The following is a 15477-nucleotide window of genomic DNA, read 5'->3' on the forward strand; positions in this document are numbered from 1 at the left end:
TTTATTAAGGGAAGGTGGTGAAGAATATCATGCATGTTACTGACGTCCGGGTACGTAAAATTCTTCCCGATGGCAAAATGAAAGCAATCGTATCAGTTACCTTAAACGATATGTTTGTTATTCACAATGTAAAAGTTGTGGAAGGCCAAAACGGGCTATTTGTGGCAATGCCCAGCAGTAAAACCCCAGACGGGGAGTACAGGGACATTGCTCACCCAATTAACTCTCAAGCCAGAGAAATCATTCAATCTGCTGTTTTAGATGCCTATAACTCTGCTCATGATCAAGCAATTTAATAGGACTTATTTTATTAAAGGGAGCAAAAACTGCTCCCTTATTATATTTAGCAGGATTATAATGTAGCAAAATGTCAAAACATAGAGGAATAACGATTGTTTATGTTGAATGTTACTTTGTTGGTTGATGCAAATAAAAATAGCTTATTCATTGAAGGGGGGTCCTAAATGCGGCTTGCGGCAGTAATTCTAGCAGCAGGTAAAGGCACCAGAATGAAATCCGCACTGCCTAAGGTGTTACATAAGGTGGGCGGCAAGCCGATGTTGGGACACGTACTGGATGCTGTTGTTAGGGCCGGAGTGCAAAAAAAGGTTGTGGTTGCGGGCTATGGCGGTGAAGAGGTAAAAAGCTACGTGGGAGATCTTGCCCAGGTGGTGTATCAAGAGCAGCAGCTGGGCACTGCCCATGCTTTACTGCAGGCCAAGGATCTTTTTACCGACTTTTCCGGCCACCTGCTGGTGGTATGCGGAGATACACCCTTAATTACATCCGACACCTTAAGTATGCTTGTAAGAGAGCATATTGATAATAAGGCGGCTGCCACTGTACTTACTGCCTTTGTGGATGACCCCACCGGTTACGGCCGAATAATTAGAAATGATTATGGTGGCCTTAGCCGTATTGTGGAGCAGAAGGATGCCTCGGCAGAGGAGTTGCAGGTTAAAGAAATCAATACGGGGGTATATTGTTTTGCCCTTTCAGGTTTGTTTGAAACCCTGCAGCAGATAAGGCCGGCCAATGCCCAAGGGGAGTACTACCTTACCGATATTATTGAAATTTATAACCGGCGCAATTTAAAGGTGGCTGTGTGTTCCGGCGCCGATATTAACGAGGTGATGGGTGTAAATAACCGTCGCCAATTGGCTGCCGTGGGTAAGGTGCTCCGGGACCGGGTGCTGAACAGGCTAATGGACGAGGGTGTTACGGTAATTGACCCGCAGAGCACCTATGTGGACAGCACTGTTATTATTGAACCCGATGCTGTGCTGTATCCCGGTTCAATAATTGAAGGCAGCACTAAAATAGCAAGCCAAGCGGTAATTGGTCCTAACACACGGATAGTAGACAGCACGGTGGCTCAAGGTTGCCAGATACAGTATTCTGTGGTGCTGAACAGTGAAATTGGTTCCGGTTGTTCGGTGGGCCCATATGCCTATATTCGTCCCGGCACTAAATTGGGTGCCGATGTTAAAATAGGCGACTTTGTTGAAGTTAAAAACTCAGTGGTGGGCAAGAAGAGTAAAATCCCACACCTGTCATATATCGGTGATGCGGTGATCGGGGTGGGAGTTAATGTGGGGGCCGGTACCATCACTTGCAATTATGACGGCGTCAATAAGCACATTACTGAAATTGAAGACGCTGCCTTTATTGGCAGCAATACCAACCTGGTTGCCCCTGTAAAGGTGGGGAGCGGGGCTGTGATTGGTGCAGGCTCAACCATTACCAAAGACGTGCCCCAGGGTGCCCTGGGTCTGGCAAGGGGTAAACAGGTGAATAAGGAAGGTTGGGCCCGGAAAAAGGGTAAATAGTGTTTAGTTTCTGTAATGGGTGTGTTGCTAAATGCGGTCAGTGACGCAGCAAACATTGTATTTTTATTATATTTGGAGGTAAAGCAGATGTCTTCGGGAAACAGACGACTGAAAATTTTTAGTGGTAATGCCAACAGCAAACTGGCTCAAGAAATATGTCAATATCTTGGTGTGGCTTTGGGTGACTCCCAGGTCAAAAGATTTAGTGACGGGGAAGTACAGGTTAAAGTTGACGAAAGTGTGCGGGGGTCCGATGTTTTTATTATACAGCCCACCTGCACCCCTGTTAATGAAAACCTTATGGAACTGCTCATTATGATTGATGCCATGCGCAGGGCTTCGGCAAGGCGCATTACGGCAGTTATTCCCTACTACGGTTATGCCCGGCAGGACCGCAAGGCCCGGGCCAGGGACCCCATCACCGCCAAGTTAACGGCAAACCTGCTTTATGCAGCGGGAGCCAGACGGGTAATTACCATGGATTTACACGCCGGCCAAATACAGGGCTTTTTTGATATTCCGGTGGATCATTTGCCGGGGGTACCTATTTTGGCTGAGTATTTTATGCAAAATCAAATTGACGACCTGGTGGTTGTTTCCCCGGATATTGGTGGAGTAACACGGGCCCGGGACTTAGCGGAGCGCTTGCGGGTGCCCCTGGCCATTGTTGATAAGCGCCGTCCCGAACCCAATGTGGCAGAGGTAACCAATATTATTGGTAACATTAAAGACAAGCGGGTAATTATGATTGACGACATTATAGACACTGCGGGCACCATTACCAAGGGTGCCGAAGCCCTTTCGGAGCGCGGTGCAAAGGAAATTTACGCCTGCTGTACCCATCCGGTCTTGTCGGGGCCGGCGGTGGAGCGGTTGAAAAACTCTGTAATTAAAGAGTTGGTCATTACCAACACCATTCCCCTTACCGAAGAAAAGATGTTCGACCGCATAAAGGTGCTTTCTGTGGCCCCCATACTAGGGGAGGCAATTATTAGGGTACACGAAGACTTATCTGTGAGCAAATTGTTTGATATAATGTAAAAAGGAAGGAGACCGGGGCTTAATGGCCGGTCTCCTCGTCCTTTTCCCTGTTTTCGCTGTCCTCTTGCAGTATGGAAAACCTATCGGCGGAACGGTTGGAGAAACCCGATAAAAAATCATCGGGCCGATGGGTAAAATCACCAACCAATTTAAGCACCCCCGCAAGTGTAATCTGAGGGGATTTGCCTCCCCTGACCTTATACTTTCCGCCTTCAGTCAGATTTATTTATCCTGTCGTTACTTGGCCGGTCAGCCTCCCCTTGCTGTTTATCATCCGGGCTTTGGGCATCCTTTACCCCTGGACTGTCATGGGGGGTGATATTTTCACTGTGATGATGGCCGCAACTGCAGGGTTCATCACTTGTTTTACCTTGTTTTTTAAACTGTTCCAGTTTTTTATTGATACTGCCCGTTACTTCTTTGGTTTTAACCAGGGTGCTTTCCCAAAGACTGCTGCCGGTATCTTTAATGGTTTTCATTGTTTCGCTCAAGCCGCCGTCCACCTTAATGAGATTGTCGGCGGCATCATTGCCGGCAATTAACAGTTCCCGGCCAATGGTTTGCACAAAGGCCATATCTAAAAAGGCCCGGCCGGAGATAAGGCCGTCAATGAAACTGCCGGACAGCTCTAGGCCCACAATGGCCCCCTTGTCCGTATCAAGGTAAAACTCTTCCACCACCCCCAGCAATTTGCCGTTTTCGGCAACCACCTTGGCCTGTATTACCCCGTGTTTGTCTTTGGTTAGCTTAACAATATCCGGCAGCCCTGATCCCTTTTGTACGTTGCTGCTTTGGTCTATGGTAATGGCATCGCTTCCGACGCTGTGCACCTTGCCGTAGGGAATAAACTTTTGCTCTTTAAACCAGCCCCTTTGTTCAATTACCAATGCGGCAATGGATTTGCTGTCAGGATTTATCACCAGCTCCTTAACCCGGCCAATTTGCTGCCCTTCGGCCAAGCTGATAACCGGCATGCCCACAAGCTGTTTGCTCTTAATCATCTTTATCCCCCCTGGGTCCATGGCTCTTCTAATTCATGATATGCTCGTACAAAGTTTGATATGACCCGATTCAGGCAATAATATAATTAGTTTAAATGTTACAGGAGGGTTTTCATGGAAGACATTAAGTTGCAAGTGGAAAATCGCGTGGGCAAAGGGCGCCATGCCCGCAATCTTTTGGCTAAAAAGGGGAAAATACCGGGCGTCATTTACGGTAAAGAAATGGGCAGCATGTCAGTGGCGGTGGATGCCCTGGAGCTGGAGAAGATTGTTAACAATTTTGGCACCGGCAGGCTGGTTAATTTAAAGTTTAAAGATGCGGAAGGGGAAAGTTTGCAGGTGATGGTTAAAGACCTGCAGCAGCATCCCATCCGGCGGGAAGTAACCCACGTGGACTTTCAAAAAATAAACCTCCACGACAAGGTTAAGACCACCACCAGAATTAGGCTGGTGGGTGAAGCGGAGGGGGTAAAAAAGGGCGGAACGGTTCAACAGCAGCTGTGGAATGTTGAAATAGAGTGCCTTCCCACGGCAATTCCCGATAACATCACTGTGGATGTATCGGCCCTGGACTTGGGTGAAAGCCTTTATGTTTCCGATTTACCGGCCACCGGGGGAGTGGAAATAGCCACCGACCCCGAAACATTAATTGCAACGGTGGTGCTACCGCGGGCAGCTGAGCCTGAAGCCGTGGCGGAAGAAGGGGAAAGCGCCGAAGCCGATGAAACTGAAAAGGCGGCCGCCGATGAAGGGGACAAGGAAAACAACAACAAGGGGGCTTAGCACAAAACAACTTCCGGTTGTCATGTTAAGGACTGTTGGGTTACAATTACAAGGTAATATGGCAATATACGGAGGTTGAATGATGAAAATGATAGTGGGGCTGGGAAACCCGGGTTCTAACTATTCCCAAACCCGCCATAATGTGGGCTTTATGGCGGTGGACTTGCTGGCAAAAAAACTGGGGACAGAAGTAAGTAAAAATAAGTATAAGGCATTAATTGCTGAAACAAAAATAGATAAGCAAAGGGTATTATTGGTGAAGCCGCAGACCTATATGAACTTAAGCGGGGAGGCGGTGGGCTCCCTGGCCCGCTGGTACAAGATAGCTGCCCAGGATGTGGTGGTGATTTATGATGATATGGATTTAACCTTGGGCAGACTGCGCATCAGGCCCCAGGGCGGTCCCGGCGGCCACAACGGCATGAAATCTATTATTGCCCACTTGGGCACCAATAACTTTCCCCGCATTCGTATTGGCATCGGTCGTCCCGCCGTGGATGCCGTCAATTATGTGCTGGGCAAATTCTCTACCGAAGAATGGGACCAAATGGAAAAAACACTTGCCTTGGCGGCGGAGGCGGCAGAGGCCTTGGTGATGCATGGTATTAATACCGCCATGAACAAATATAATGGTTAATATATAAGCTCTCTGTTGCCAATTATTGACCGTCAGCAAGAGGGTAATATATAATGGGAGTGCCTGTTATGACTCAAGATAATGTTACAAAAGGAGTGAGAGGGCTTTAGCAGTTGCTAAAGTCCTTTTTGTGATGGAAAACATGGAGGCTATGAAGAAGACTGCACTGACCGGCTTGTTAAAACCCCTGGAAAGGCTGCCGGAATTTAACACTTTAATAAAGTCTATCAAGGCCGAAGCCAGCCAGCAAATGGTCTTTGGGCTCAGTGGCACCCAGCAGGCCCTGGTCATGGCCGGTGTAATTGCCCTAAAAAAAGGGCCCATGCTGGTAATTACCCCCACGGAAACGGAAGCAAACACCTTGGTCGATGATTTAAAAGCCCTTTTACCCGGGCGCCGGGTGGTTACCTACCCGGTATGGCAGCCCATGCCCGTTGAGGTGCTGTCGCGCAGTGTGGATGTTATTTCCCAACGGCTAGAGGTATTGGAATTGCTGGCAAAGGATCATAATCCGGTGGTGGTGGCCCCGGTGGAATCCGTTATGCGCAGGCTGGTGCCCCTAGAGACCTATAAAAAACAGCGCCAACTGCTAAAACCGGGCGATCAGGTGGATCTGCAGCGGCTGCAAAGGTTTTTAGCGGCCATTGGCTATGAGCGGGCAGAGATGGTGGAAGGCCTGGGGCAATTTTCTGTCCGGGGCGGCATCCTTGACATCTATCCCATGACCGGAAGGGAACCGGTGCGCATTGAGCTGTGGGGAGACGAAATAGACTCCATTCGCACCTTTGATGCGGTTTCCCAAAGATCGGTGGAGAACTTATTTGAAATAGAAATAACCCCCGCCAAGGAAACGGTGCTCACTGAAAAAAGCTGGTCTGAGGGGCGGGAGCGAATACGGTCAGACTACCAAAGCCAACAAAAGAGGCTGTTTAGAAGTGCCACGGTGGATGCCCAACACCAATTGGCCGCCCAGGTGGAATCTTGGTTAAGTCGGATGGAGCAGCCGGTTTACTTTGAAGGCATTGAACAATTACTGCCCTACCTTTACCCCCGCGTGGCAAATATATTGGACTATTTGCCGGCGGGGGCCTGTGTGCTGGTGGATGACCCCATCCGCACCAAAGAGGTGGCAGAAACAATACAAAAAGAGCGGGCGGAAATCCATGGTGAACTCTTGAGTAAGGGTAAGGTTTTGCCTGCCCAACACGGGGTTTATTTGGAATGGCGTCAGCTTTTAGAGCGGATGGAAAAGAGAAACTGCCTGCACTTCTCCTTCTTGCCCCGCAGTGCCCATCATCTGAAAATAAGCAATATAATAAATTTTACCGCCAAGGCCATGCACCCCTTCTTAGGCAACACCGATGTTCTCAGTGAAGAAATAAAACACTGGCGGAGAAAAAATAATTCGGTGGTGCTGCAGGTAAGCAGTGACCAGCGGGCGAAAAACTTACTGGAGACCCTAAAGGAAAACCGGATAGATGCTGTTTACCTGGATCCTTTAACCGACCAGGTGGTGCCGGGCAATGTAATTATTACAAAGGGACAACTTTCCGCCGGCTTTGAACTGCCCGGCGCCCGCCTGGTGTTAATTACAGAAAAGGAGATTTACGGCCAGCGCAAGAGACCTAAATACAGGCAGCAAAGGACCGATAACAGGTTTGCCCCCTTTGAAGATCTAAAGGTTAACGATTATGTTGTCCATGTTAACCACGGCATTGGCAGGTATTTGGGGGTTACCACCTTAGACATCGGCGGCATACAGAGGGACTATTTAATTGTTAAATTTGCCGGTGATGATAAGGTGTATGTGCCCACGGATCAGGTGGGGCTCTTGCAGCGCTACCTCGGCAATGAAGGGGTAACGCCTAAACTTTCAAAATTAGGCGGCAGTGAATGGAACAGGGCCAAGGGCAAGGTGCGCCAAGCGGTAAGGGAAATGGCCGAAGACCTTTTGCGCTTATATGCTAAAAGACAGGCTTCAAAGGGTTATGCCTTTGGGGAAGATACCGTGTGGCAAAAGGAATTTGAAATGTCCTTTCCCTATGAAGAGACCCCTGATCAGCTAAAGGCCATTCAAGAGGTCAAAAAAGACATGGAAGCCCCCAGACCCATGGATAGGCTGCTGTGCGGCGATGTTGGTTACGGTAAAACAGAAGTGGCCCTGCGGGCGGCCTTCAAGGCGGTAAACGAAGACAAGCAAGTGGCGGTGCTGGTACCCACCACCATCTTGGCCCAACAGCACTACAACACCTTCCGGGAAAGATTTGCCCCCTACCCAATAAATATTGAGGTGCTGTCGAGGTTTAGAACCCCTAAGGAACAGCGTCAGGTGTTGGCCGGCCTAAAGGATGGTACGGTGGATATAGTTATTGGCACACACCGCTTGGTGCAGGCCGATGTTAAATTTAAAGATTTGGGCCTCTTGGTGGTGGATGAGGAACAGCGCTTTGGGGTTGCCCACAAGGAAAAACTGAAGCAACTGCGGGAGACGGTGGATGTGCTGACCTTGACGGCCACCCCAATTCCCCGCACCCTCCATATGTCGCTGGTGAAGGTGCGGGATACCAGCCTGCTGGAAACTCCCCCGGAGGAGCGGTTTCCGGTGCAGACCTATGTGCTGGAGGAAGACCCCATTATGATCAGGGAGGCCATTAAGAGGGAAATCAACCGGGGGGGACAGGTCTATTTTGTTCATAACCGGGTTGCTGAACTGGATACCGTGCACAAGTGGCTTAGGGAATTGGTGCCGGAGGCCCGTTTTGTGGTGGCCCACGGTCAGATGAAAGAGGACCAATTGGAGCGGGTAATGCTGGACTTTATGGAGGGCCGGTATGATGTGCTGATATGCACCACCATTATTGAAACGGGCTTGGACATTTCCAATGTAAATACTCTAATAGTAAAGGATGCAGACAAGTTTGGCCTGGCTCAATTATACCAACTGAGGGGCCGGGTGGGCCGCACTAACCGCCTGGCTTACGCCTACCTAACCTTTAGAAGGGAAAAGGTGCTTACCGAGGTGGCAGAAAAGAGACTGTCAGCCATTAGGGAATTTACTGATCTTGGCTCCGGTTATAAAATTGCCATGCGGGACCTGGAAATCAGGGGTGCCGGAAATATTTTAGGTGTAGAGCAGCATGGCCATATTGCCGAGGTGGGTTTTGACTTATACTGCCGCATGCTGGAGGAGGCGGTACAGGAAGCCAAGGGTGAGGTAATAGAAAAACCCCTTGCAACGGCAGTTGAGCTGCCGGTGGATGCTTATATACCTGAAGACTATATTAAAGAAGCCGGCCAAAAGGTAGAAATTTACCGCCGCCTTGCTGAAATAAAAAGTCTGGAAGAGCTGGCGGAATTGGAAGATGAGCTGATGGATCGGTACGGGGAATTGCCGGAGCCTGTGCAGCGCCTATTGATGGTTTGCCGGTTGAGAGTTATGGCCGCCAAACTTAGGATTAAATCCATCACCTACCAAAGGGCTGTTTATCGATTTGCCTTTGGTCCGGAACCGCCCCTGGATGCAGGGAAGCTGGTAAAATTAGGGGAGCTTTATCGCAACAGGCTTAAATTTAATAACCTGGGCGATGAATTTGAAATCCAATTGAAGTCCAGGGACCTAAAACAGGTTGATGTGGGTTCCCTAAAAATGTTAATGGACTTTATTAAGCAAATAGCTTAATGTGTAAATTGTAGTTTCTTGGGTTTAGGCGGTTATTTTAGAATGAAGGGAGTATTGGCATGAAAATTTTTAATGCAAGGCGCTTATTTATTATCTGCATGGCGGTATTACTGCTTATTACAGTGGGATGTGGCCAAAAGCAGCGGGTGGCGGCCACCGTTAACGGTGAAGAGATCAGTATGGAACTGTTTGACAAAAGGCTGGCCCTGGTTAAAGAAAATCTTGAGCAGCAGGGGTTGAGCTTTGAAAGCGATGAGGGGAAAGAATACGAGGCAACCCTTAGGGAGCAGGTGCTCAATGAATTAATTGATGCGGCCTTGATACGCCAGCAGGCAGAGGCACAAGGGGTGCTGCCCACTGAGGACGAAATAAATAAGGAGATTGAAGCAATTAAAGCCTCTTACCCTTCCGAAAAAGAGTATAAGAAAGCTTTGAACATGTTTTATAAGGACGAGGGGGAGCTTTATCAAGATATCTTAACGGCCCTGGCAATGGAAAACTTATACCAAAAAATAACAGAGGATGTAAAAGAGATTAGTGAAGAGCAAGTCAGGGAATACTACCAGCAAAATAAAGCTCAATTCACCACACCGGAACAGCTGGAAGTGAGGCATATTCTTTTCTATGTAAACGAAGATGAAAACCCAGCCATTCCTGTGCAGCGCAGTGAAGAGGAAGCCAAGGCTTTGGCCGTTGAGGTAATTGAAGAGTTAAATCAAGGCAGGGAATTTGCACAGCTGGCACAAGAAAAATCTGAAGATACCGGAACCAAAGAGGAAGGGGGTATCTACGTATTTTCACCGCAGGCCGGAATGACAGATCCTGATTTTGCCAGGGCAGCGGCAAACCTCTCCAAGGGTGAATATACAAAGGAACCGGTGCGAAGCCAATTTGGCTATCATGTTATTAAGCTGGATAAGGTTGTACCGGCTAAAGAGGCTCCCTTTGAAGAGGTAAGGGCACTGATTGAAACAAATTTGTTTGAACAGAGCAAGCAGGAATTTTTTGTTGAATTCATGGATGATGTAAGGGACAAGGCAGAGATAAATAAAGAAGCTTTGGTATAAAGTGACATTTCGGCAAAAAGATAGACAAACCCCTAAAAGCCGAAAATTATTTATCAACATTGGTAAAATATGAATAAATGCAAACCTCCGGTTATATACTAACACAGAAAGTTATTTCGCGTGAATCATGCAGAAAAAAGGAGGGAAGGGAAATACATGAAGGCAACGGGAATAGTTCGTCGTATAGATGATTTGGGAAGGGTTGTAATACCAAAGGAAATCCGTAGAACGTTGCGTATCAGAGAGGGCGACCCATTAGAAATTTTTGTGGACAGGGAAGGCGAAGTGATCCTAAAGAAATATTCTCCCATTGGCGAGCTGGGCGATTTTGCTAAAGAGTATGCTGATTCTTTGCACGAGGCCTTGGGGCATATAGCCTGTATAGCGGATAGAGATACCATTATAGCAGTGTCCGGTGCACCAAAGAAAGAGCTGCTAAACAAACCTGTGGGTCCGGCGGTGGAAAAGGTAATGGAAGACCGGAAAGCCATTATAGTAAATGACCCTGCGGAGGATCCCCACTGTAAAGAGGGTGCCATAATTGATGACGGTGAGTGTAAATACTCCTGTGTGGTAATTGCACCCATCATCTCCGAGGGCGATCCCATTGGCGCGGTGATTCTTGCCTCCAAGGAGAGCGATGTCAAAATGGATGAAATGGAATTAAAATTAGCGGAAACAGCGGCAGGTTTTTTAGCCAAACAAATGGAACAATAGGAAAGGAGGCCATGGGCCTCCTTTAAATATTTAAGGTATCAAATGTATTAAATTATCGGTGGTGGGCTAATGAGCGGTAACAAAATAACTATTGCCGGGCTGGGGCCGGGAAGCAAAGACTTTTTAACCCTGGGGGTCATTAAAGCTTTGCAAGAATCCCCGCGGATATTGCTGCGCACCAAGGTGCATCCGGTGGTGCCTTATTTGCAGAGCCAGGGGATTGTATTTGAATCCTTTGATAAATACTATGAAGAGGCCGCAAACTTTCAGGAGCTCTACAGGCAGATTGCCCATAGGGTGCTGCTGGAAGCCCGGAAGGGTAAAGTCTTATACGCGGTGCCGGGGCACCCGCTGGTTGCCGAGGATACGGTGCAGTTAATAATGGCCGGAGCCAAGGAGCAGGGTATTGAGGTGGAAATTTTACCCGGTGCCAGTTTTTTAGATGCCATTTTTAATGCCATCCCCTATGACCCCAATAGGGGTTTGCAGGTGTTGGATGGGTTGGCGCTGGGGGAAAAAAGGCCCGACGTGACGGTGGCCGCAGTCATTACACAGGTATATTCCCCCCTGGTGGCCGCCGAAGTGAAGCTGACCTTGATGGACTACTACCCGGACGATCATCCCGTGGTGCTTATTCGGGGGGCGGGAATTCCCGGTGAAGAAAGGCTGGCACCAATGCCCTTGTATCAAGTGGACAGGCATCAGTGGGTGGATCACCTAACCAGCCTTTTTGTACCGGCCCTGGCCAAGCCGGCAGGTAAAAATAAGGATGGGTGTGTATATCCTTTAGATCCTTTGGTAAATGTAATGGCAACACTGAGATCCGACGGCGGTTGCCCCTGGGACAAGGAGCAGACCCATCAGAGTTTAAAACCGTACCTGGTGGAAGAGACCTACGAGGTGATGGAGGCCCTGGACACAGCTGATGCGCATAAAATATGTGAGGAGTTGGGAGACTTACTTTTACAAATTGTTTTCCATGCGCAAATAGCCAGGGAAAAAGAGCAGTTTAACATTAATGATGTGGTAGAAGCAATAACGGAAAAAATGATTCGCCGCCATCCCCATGTCTTTAGCGACCTTAGCTTGCGGACCAGTGATGAGGTTTTGGTAAATTGGGATAAGATTAAAGAGGAGGAGCGGCAGGGCGAGGGGGCAAAGTCCTTATTGGACAATATACCAAAGGGCTTGCCTGCCCTGGCAAGGGCCGCCAAACTGCAAACCAGGGCAGCCCGGGTGGGCTTTGATTGGCCGGATTATACCGGTGCCCTGGAGAAGGTTAACGAAGAAATTCTTGAGCTTTGTAAGGCAATTGAAGACAAGAAAAAGGAAGAAATTGCCTCTGAACTGGGAGACTTGCTGTTTGCAGTGGTTAACCTGGGCAGGCTGCTGGATGTAGATGCTGAAGGGGCCCTTAACGGCACAAACGGAAAGTTTGTGCGCCGGTTTCAGTACATAGAAGAAAAGGCCCGGCAAGGGGGGAAAGACCTAAAAAACATGACCCTGGAGGAGATGGATTACTGGTGGAACAGTGCCAAGGGTTTGGAAGGCAAAAAAGATGGGAAAAATAATTAATAAATTGCAGGAAATGTTTGTTAAGCGGAAGGAAATAAGCGTGTTTTATCGAAGTGTTCATGGAATTTATGGAAATTCATGATGAATTCTGGAGGAGGTATTTTTAGTGAACAAGGCAGAGTTGATTTCTAGCGTTGCAGAGAAAACGGAACTGACAAAAAAGGACGCCGAAAGGGCAGTTACTGCAGTGCTGGAAAGTGTTACAGAGGCGTTGGCGTCGGGCGACAAGGTACAACTGATTGGCTTTGGCACCTTTGAAATCAGGGAGCGTGCAGCGCGCAAGGGCCGCAACCCACAAACCGGTGAAGAAATAACCATTGCCGCCACAAAAGTACCTGTGTTTAAGGCGGGCAAGGCCCTAAAAGAATCAGTGGCTAAATAAGAAAATAATCAGACCATATTATGGTCTGATTATTTTTTACGGGGGGCAAAATACCTGGGGTGTCCTGCCGGAGGAGGTGTGCAATGAGACTGGATAAATTTTTAAAGGTTTCCAGAATTATTAAAAGGCGTACCCTGGCAAAGGAAGTATGTGACAGCGGCAAAATAGACTTAAACGGCCGGGTGGCCAAGGCTGCCAGCGAGGTAAAGCCGGGGGATATTTTAAATCTGGACTTGGGACGCAGAAAATTAAAAGTAAAAATAGTGGAGGTTAAAGACACCGTACCCGCCAAAGAGGCGGCAAGCCTATATGAGGTGCTGGAAGAAACCGGGCTGCCCCAAGAACAACTATAATTAATAATTAATTACCCCTTTGCGAACAATAAGAAAAACAGTTCATTAAAAAAGGGGTGTTATTTTGACATGCGCAAGGCAAGTGTTTATTTTAAGTTAGGTATTATTTTAACCCTGATCATGCTGTTGCTGGCCTCATGTGCCCGGGGCCCCGATCAAAAGCCCCAGCCGAAGGAGGAACCCACCATAACTCTATATGTGAATGAAACCGGGGAAGTAAAGGAAATAAAGCTGGAAGAATACTTAGCCGGGGTGGTGGCCGCTGAAATGGAGCCCACCTGGCCGGTGGAGGCTCTGGCTGCCCAGGCCATACTGGCCCGCACCTATACCCTAGAGAATATCGAAACGGGCCGGGTTAAGGAAATGCACGGCACAGATGCCTCCACCAGCGTTGAAGAGTTTCAGGCCTACAACCCCGACCTGATTAACGATCAGGTTAGAACTGCCATCGAGGCCACCCGGGGAGAAGTTATTAAGTACAAGGGCCAATATGTAAAGGGATGGTTCTCTGCCTGTTGTGCCAGTAATACCGCCGGGGCAGAGGAGGGTTTAAACTGGACCGAAACAAAAACCCCCTATATAGAGGCCGGCTTAGATGACGGTTGTTTAGAGATAACCCAAGAGGAAAATGTAAACTGGGAGGCCCGCATACCCCTGGCCCAAGTGAGGGCAGCGGTGCAGGAAATAAGGGGCAATGAATTGGGGGATATAAACTCCGCAGAGATAACCGAGACAGGCCCCTCCGGCAGGGCCGTGGAAATTACCCTGGGCGAGACAAAGGTAAATGCTCCGGAACTGAGGCTGGCGGTGGGCAGTGATATCATGCGGTCCACCCTGCTGAAGGATATTTCCCTTGCCGGTGACCATCTGGTGATGGTGGGCAACGGCTACGGACACGGGGTGGGCATGTGCCAGTGGGGGGCCAAAAGGATGGCAGAGGACAATAAGTCCCCTGAGGAAATAATAAAATTTTACTACCGGGGCGTAACCATCGAAAAGCTTTGGGACTAAGAATCCACAAGCTGCAAGCAGGGTGCTGATTAATGGCGCACCCTGCTTTTTTATTCATATTTGCAGTAAAGGAGCATAAATATAAACAATAATCTATGTGCTGAATGGAGGGAGCGGTGTGGAAGAGCGGAGCAGCCACAGATTGGATATGGTTGACAGAAAGCAACTGACCTTAAAAGGGGTTCAGCATGTTGGCTCCTTTAACGATTACGAAATCACACTGGATACAAATATGGGTTATGTGTCATTAAAGGGAGAAAACTTACACATCACACAGTTAAATCTAGAAGAGGGTGACTTAACTGTAGAAGGTTATATTAATGCCATTGAGTACATTGATGGGAAAACCGCCAAGGGTGGAAAGGTAAAGGGCAAGGGAATTTTAGACAGGTTGCTGAAGTAGGGGCGGTCAGAGGGGGTGTGGCCTAGCTGATACCTTTGGATGAGCAATTGTTTGCCTTTTTTCTTGTGGTTGTCATCGGTATAGCGGCCGGTTTATTCTTTGATTTATACCGTGTGCTGGCACAGCTTTTTCGCTTTAAAAAATGGGCCTTTATGGTGGGGGATATATTATTTTGGTTAATATTAACCCCGCTGGTTTTTTTAGTGCTGCTGTGGGGCAACTTGGGGGAAGTGCGCCTTTATGTGATTATGGGCCTTGTTTTAGGTGCAGCGGTATACATGAAATACATGAGCAAATTCCTTTGCCCCTGGCTTGGCGGGCTGCTGAATTTTCTGAGCAGGGCAGTGCAAATGGGGCTGAGGTGTTTTGCGGTGCTGGCAGCCTTTGCCGCCATGCCCTTTAAAATTGTTTTTATCTTGGTGGCTAAACCCTTGGGCCTAATAAGAAGGGTATTCAGAAAGGCCGGCGGTTTTGCGGCCCGCAAAAGTAAGCCCTGGCTTGCTAAGGTTAAGCGCTTAATTAAACCTAAAAGGCCAACTGAATAATTAATAAATTAGGACGCCAAAAGCGTCTTTTTTTATGCCCCACCGGCCGGAAAGCAAAATAAAGGGCCGGCGGGGCATTGGTAAAAATAAAGTTTAGTTCACAGGCAGGATTTTTTATGTGAAATGTAGTAATCTTGTAGTTACACTGTATATAGGTTGTACACAAATTGTGGATAAGCAGTGGATAACCGGTGGGTAATAACGCCGCTGATAGGAGTGGCTTATTTTGCAAATAGAAATTAGAGGTGCGGAAAAATTAAGTTTTCGCGAAAGGCAAGTGGTTACGCTAAAGGAAATGGGTTATAAAAATGAAAGTATTGCCCAAAGGTTAAATATTTCAGTGAGCACGGTGACAACACTGTTTAACAGGGCTCGCAATAAGGGATACCAGGTGGTTATTGTCATTCCCGGATCTGCAATGGGGCTCTTTGGTGTAGAGGATGAGGAGGGGTAA

The 15477-nt window shown here is 48.1% G+C and carries 17 protein-coding genes; 15 read left to right on the forward strand and 2 right to left on the reverse strand.

The genetic code is table 11. The features are described from left to right. The first annotated feature begins 29 nt into the window (after positions 1-29). The 3 genes from spoVG (at position 30) to BR02_RS0109380 (ending at position 2870) form a co-directional block, all read left to right on the forward strand. Complete coding sequence (spoVG, locus tag BR02_RS0109370; protein ID WP_031516455.1) at positions 30-296, forward strand: septation regulator SpoVG; 267 nt, start codon at positions 30-32, stop codon at positions 294-296. A 168-nt stretch (positions 297-464) separates the two neighbouring features. Then, the gene (glmU, locus tag BR02_RS0109375; RefSeq protein ID WP_031516457.1) at positions 465-1829 is read left to right on the forward strand and encodes a bifunctional UDP-N-acetylglucosamine diphosphorylase/glucosamine-1-phosphate N-acetyltransferase GlmU; all 1365 of its coding nucleotides are present in this window, start codon (positions 465-467) and stop codon (positions 1827-1829) included. Between the two features lie 87 nt (positions 1830-1916). After that, complete coding sequence (locus tag BR02_RS0109380) at positions 1917-2870, forward strand: ribose-phosphate diphosphokinase (protein ID WP_031516459.1); 954 nt, start codon at positions 1917-1919, stop codon at positions 2868-2870. 19 nt (positions 2871-2889) lie between these two features. Here BR02_RS0109380 and BR02_RS16020 read toward each other — a convergent pair whose 3' ends face one another. Both BR02_RS16020 and BR02_RS0109390 read right to left on the reverse strand, forming a co-directional pair. Continuing rightward, complete coding sequence (locus BR02_RS16020; RefSeq protein ID WP_274377127.1) at positions 2890-3018, reverse strand: hypothetical protein; 129 nt, start codon at positions 3016-3018, stop codon at positions 2890-2892. A 64-nt stretch (positions 3019-3082) separates the two neighbouring features. Further along, positions 3083-3871 carry a PRC-barrel domain-containing protein gene (locus tag BR02_RS0109390; RefSeq protein WP_051688245.1) on the reverse strand — a complete coding sequence of 263 codons (789 nt, stop codon included), beginning with the start codon at positions 3869-3871 and terminating at the stop codon, positions 3083-3085. 114 nt (positions 3872-3985) lie between these two features. On the opposite strand from BR02_RS0109390, the gene BR02_RS0109395 reads away from it, so the two are divergent. From BR02_RS0109395 to BR02_RS0109450, 12 genes are all read left to right on the forward strand, one after another. Further along, on the forward strand, positions 3986-4654 hold the full coding sequence (locus tag BR02_RS0109395) for a 50S ribosomal protein L25/general stress protein Ctc (protein WP_051688246.1): 669 nt from the start codon (positions 3986-3988) through the stop codon (positions 4652-4654). Between the two features lie 82 nt (positions 4655-4736). Further along, complete coding sequence (pth, locus tag BR02_RS0109400) at positions 4737-5291, forward strand: aminoacyl-tRNA hydrolase (protein ID WP_031516464.1); 555 nt, start codon at positions 4737-4739, stop codon at positions 5289-5291. Positions 5292-5424: 133 nt separating this feature from the next. Further along, positions 5425-8970 (forward strand): transcription-repair coupling factor, encoded by a 3546-nt coding sequence (mfd, locus tag BR02_RS0109405; protein WP_238442444.1) that lies wholly within the window; start codon positions 5425-5427, stop codon positions 8968-8970. Between the two features lie 59 nt (positions 8971-9029). Further along, the gene (locus tag BR02_RS0109410) at positions 9030-10037 is read left to right on the forward strand and encodes a peptidylprolyl isomerase (RefSeq protein ID WP_031516469.1); all 1008 of its coding nucleotides are present in this window, start codon (positions 9030-9032) and stop codon (positions 10035-10037) included. Between the two features lie 156 nt (positions 10038-10193). Beyond that, complete coding sequence (gene spoVT / locus BR02_RS0109415; RefSeq protein WP_031516471.1) at positions 10194-10754, forward strand: stage V sporulation protein T; 561 nt, start codon at positions 10194-10196, stop codon at positions 10752-10754. A gap of 69 nt (positions 10755-10823) precedes the next feature. After that, the gene (gene yabN / locus BR02_RS0109420; RefSeq protein WP_031516473.1) at positions 10824-12329 is read left to right on the forward strand and encodes a bifunctional methyltransferase/pyrophosphohydrolase YabN; all 1506 of its coding nucleotides are present in this window, start codon (positions 10824-10826) and stop codon (positions 12327-12329) included. A gap of 106 nt (positions 12330-12435) precedes the next feature. Continuing rightward, the gene (locus tag BR02_RS0109425) at positions 12436-12711 is read left to right on the forward strand and encodes an HU family DNA-binding protein (protein ID WP_031516475.1); all 276 of its coding nucleotides are present in this window, start codon (positions 12436-12438) and stop codon (positions 12709-12711) included. Between the two features lie 83 nt (positions 12712-12794). Next, positions 12795-13064 (forward strand): RNA-binding S4 domain-containing protein, encoded by a 270-nt coding sequence (locus tag BR02_RS0109430; protein ID WP_031516477.1) that lies wholly within the window; start codon positions 12795-12797, stop codon positions 13062-13064. A gap of 69 nt (positions 13065-13133) precedes the next feature. Beyond that, positions 13134-14075 carry a SpoIID/LytB domain-containing protein gene (locus tag BR02_RS0109435; protein ID WP_031516479.1) on the forward strand — a complete coding sequence of 314 codons (942 nt, stop codon included), beginning with the start codon at positions 13134-13136 and terminating at the stop codon, positions 14073-14075. A 118-nt stretch (positions 14076-14193) separates the two neighbouring features. Next, entirely contained in the window at positions 14194-14478 is a 285-nt protein-coding gene (gene yabP / locus BR02_RS0109440) for a sporulation protein YabP (protein WP_031516481.1), read from the forward strand. 35 nt (positions 14479-14513) lie between these two features. Beyond that, a complete protein-coding gene (gene yabQ / locus BR02_RS0109445; protein ID WP_051688247.1) occupies positions 14514-15023 on the forward strand; it encodes a spore cortex biosynthesis protein YabQ in 510 nt (169 codons plus the stop codon). Positions 15024-15249: 226 nt separating this feature from the next. Further along, a complete protein-coding gene (locus tag BR02_RS0109450) occupies positions 15250-15477 on the forward strand; it encodes a helix-turn-helix transcriptional regulator (RefSeq protein WP_031516485.1) in 228 nt (75 codons plus the stop codon).

The organism is Desulfofalx alkaliphila DSM 12257, from assembly GCF_000711975.1.
Lineage (GTDB): Bacteria > Bacillota > Desulfotomaculia > Desulfotomaculales > Desulfohalotomaculaceae > Desulfofalx > Desulfofalx alkaliphila.

Coding starts and splice junctions, on each gene's coding strand:
- BR02_RS0109390 (WP_051688245.1), bottom strand. CDS start 3,871: ATGATTAAGAGCAAACAGCTTGTGGGCATGCCGGTTATCAGCTTGGCC.
- BR02_RS0109435 (WP_031516479.1), top strand. CDS start 13,134: ATGCGCAAGGCAAGTGTTTATTTTAAGTTAGGTATTATTTTAACCCTG.
- glmU (WP_031516457.1), top strand. CDS start 465: ATGCGGCTTGCGGCAGTAATTCTAGCAGCAGGTAAAGGCACCAGAATG.
- BR02_RS0109395 (WP_051688246.1), top strand. CDS start 3,986: ATGGAAGACATTAAGTTGCAAGTGGAAAATCGCGTGGGCAAAGGGCGC.
- mfd (WP_238442444.1), top strand. CDS start 5,425: ATGGAAAACATGGAGGCTATGAAGAAGACTGCACTGACCGGCTTGTTA.
- spoVG (WP_031516455.1), top strand. CDS start 30: ATGCATGTTACTGACGTCCGGGTACGTAAAATTCTTCCCGATGGCAAA.
- BR02_RS0109430 (WP_031516477.1), top strand. CDS start 12,795: ATGAGACTGGATAAATTTTTAAAGGTTTCCAGAATTATTAAAAGGCGT.
- BR02_RS0109410 (WP_031516469.1), top strand. CDS start 9,030: ATGAAAATTTTTAATGCAAGGCGCTTATTTATTATCTGCATGGCGGTA.
- spoVT (WP_031516471.1), top strand. CDS start 10,194: ATGAAGGCAACGGGAATAGTTCGTCGTATAGATGATTTGGGAAGGGTT.
- pth (WP_031516464.1), top strand. CDS start 4,737: ATGAAAATGATAGTGGGGCTGGGAAACCCGGGTTCTAACTATTCCCAA.
- BR02_RS0109380 (WP_031516459.1), top strand. CDS start 1,917: ATGTCTTCGGGAAACAGACGACTGAAAATTTTTAGTGGTAATGCCAAC.
- yabN (WP_031516473.1), top strand. CDS start 10,824: ATGAGCGGTAACAAAATAACTATTGCCGGGCTGGGGCCGGGAAGCAAA.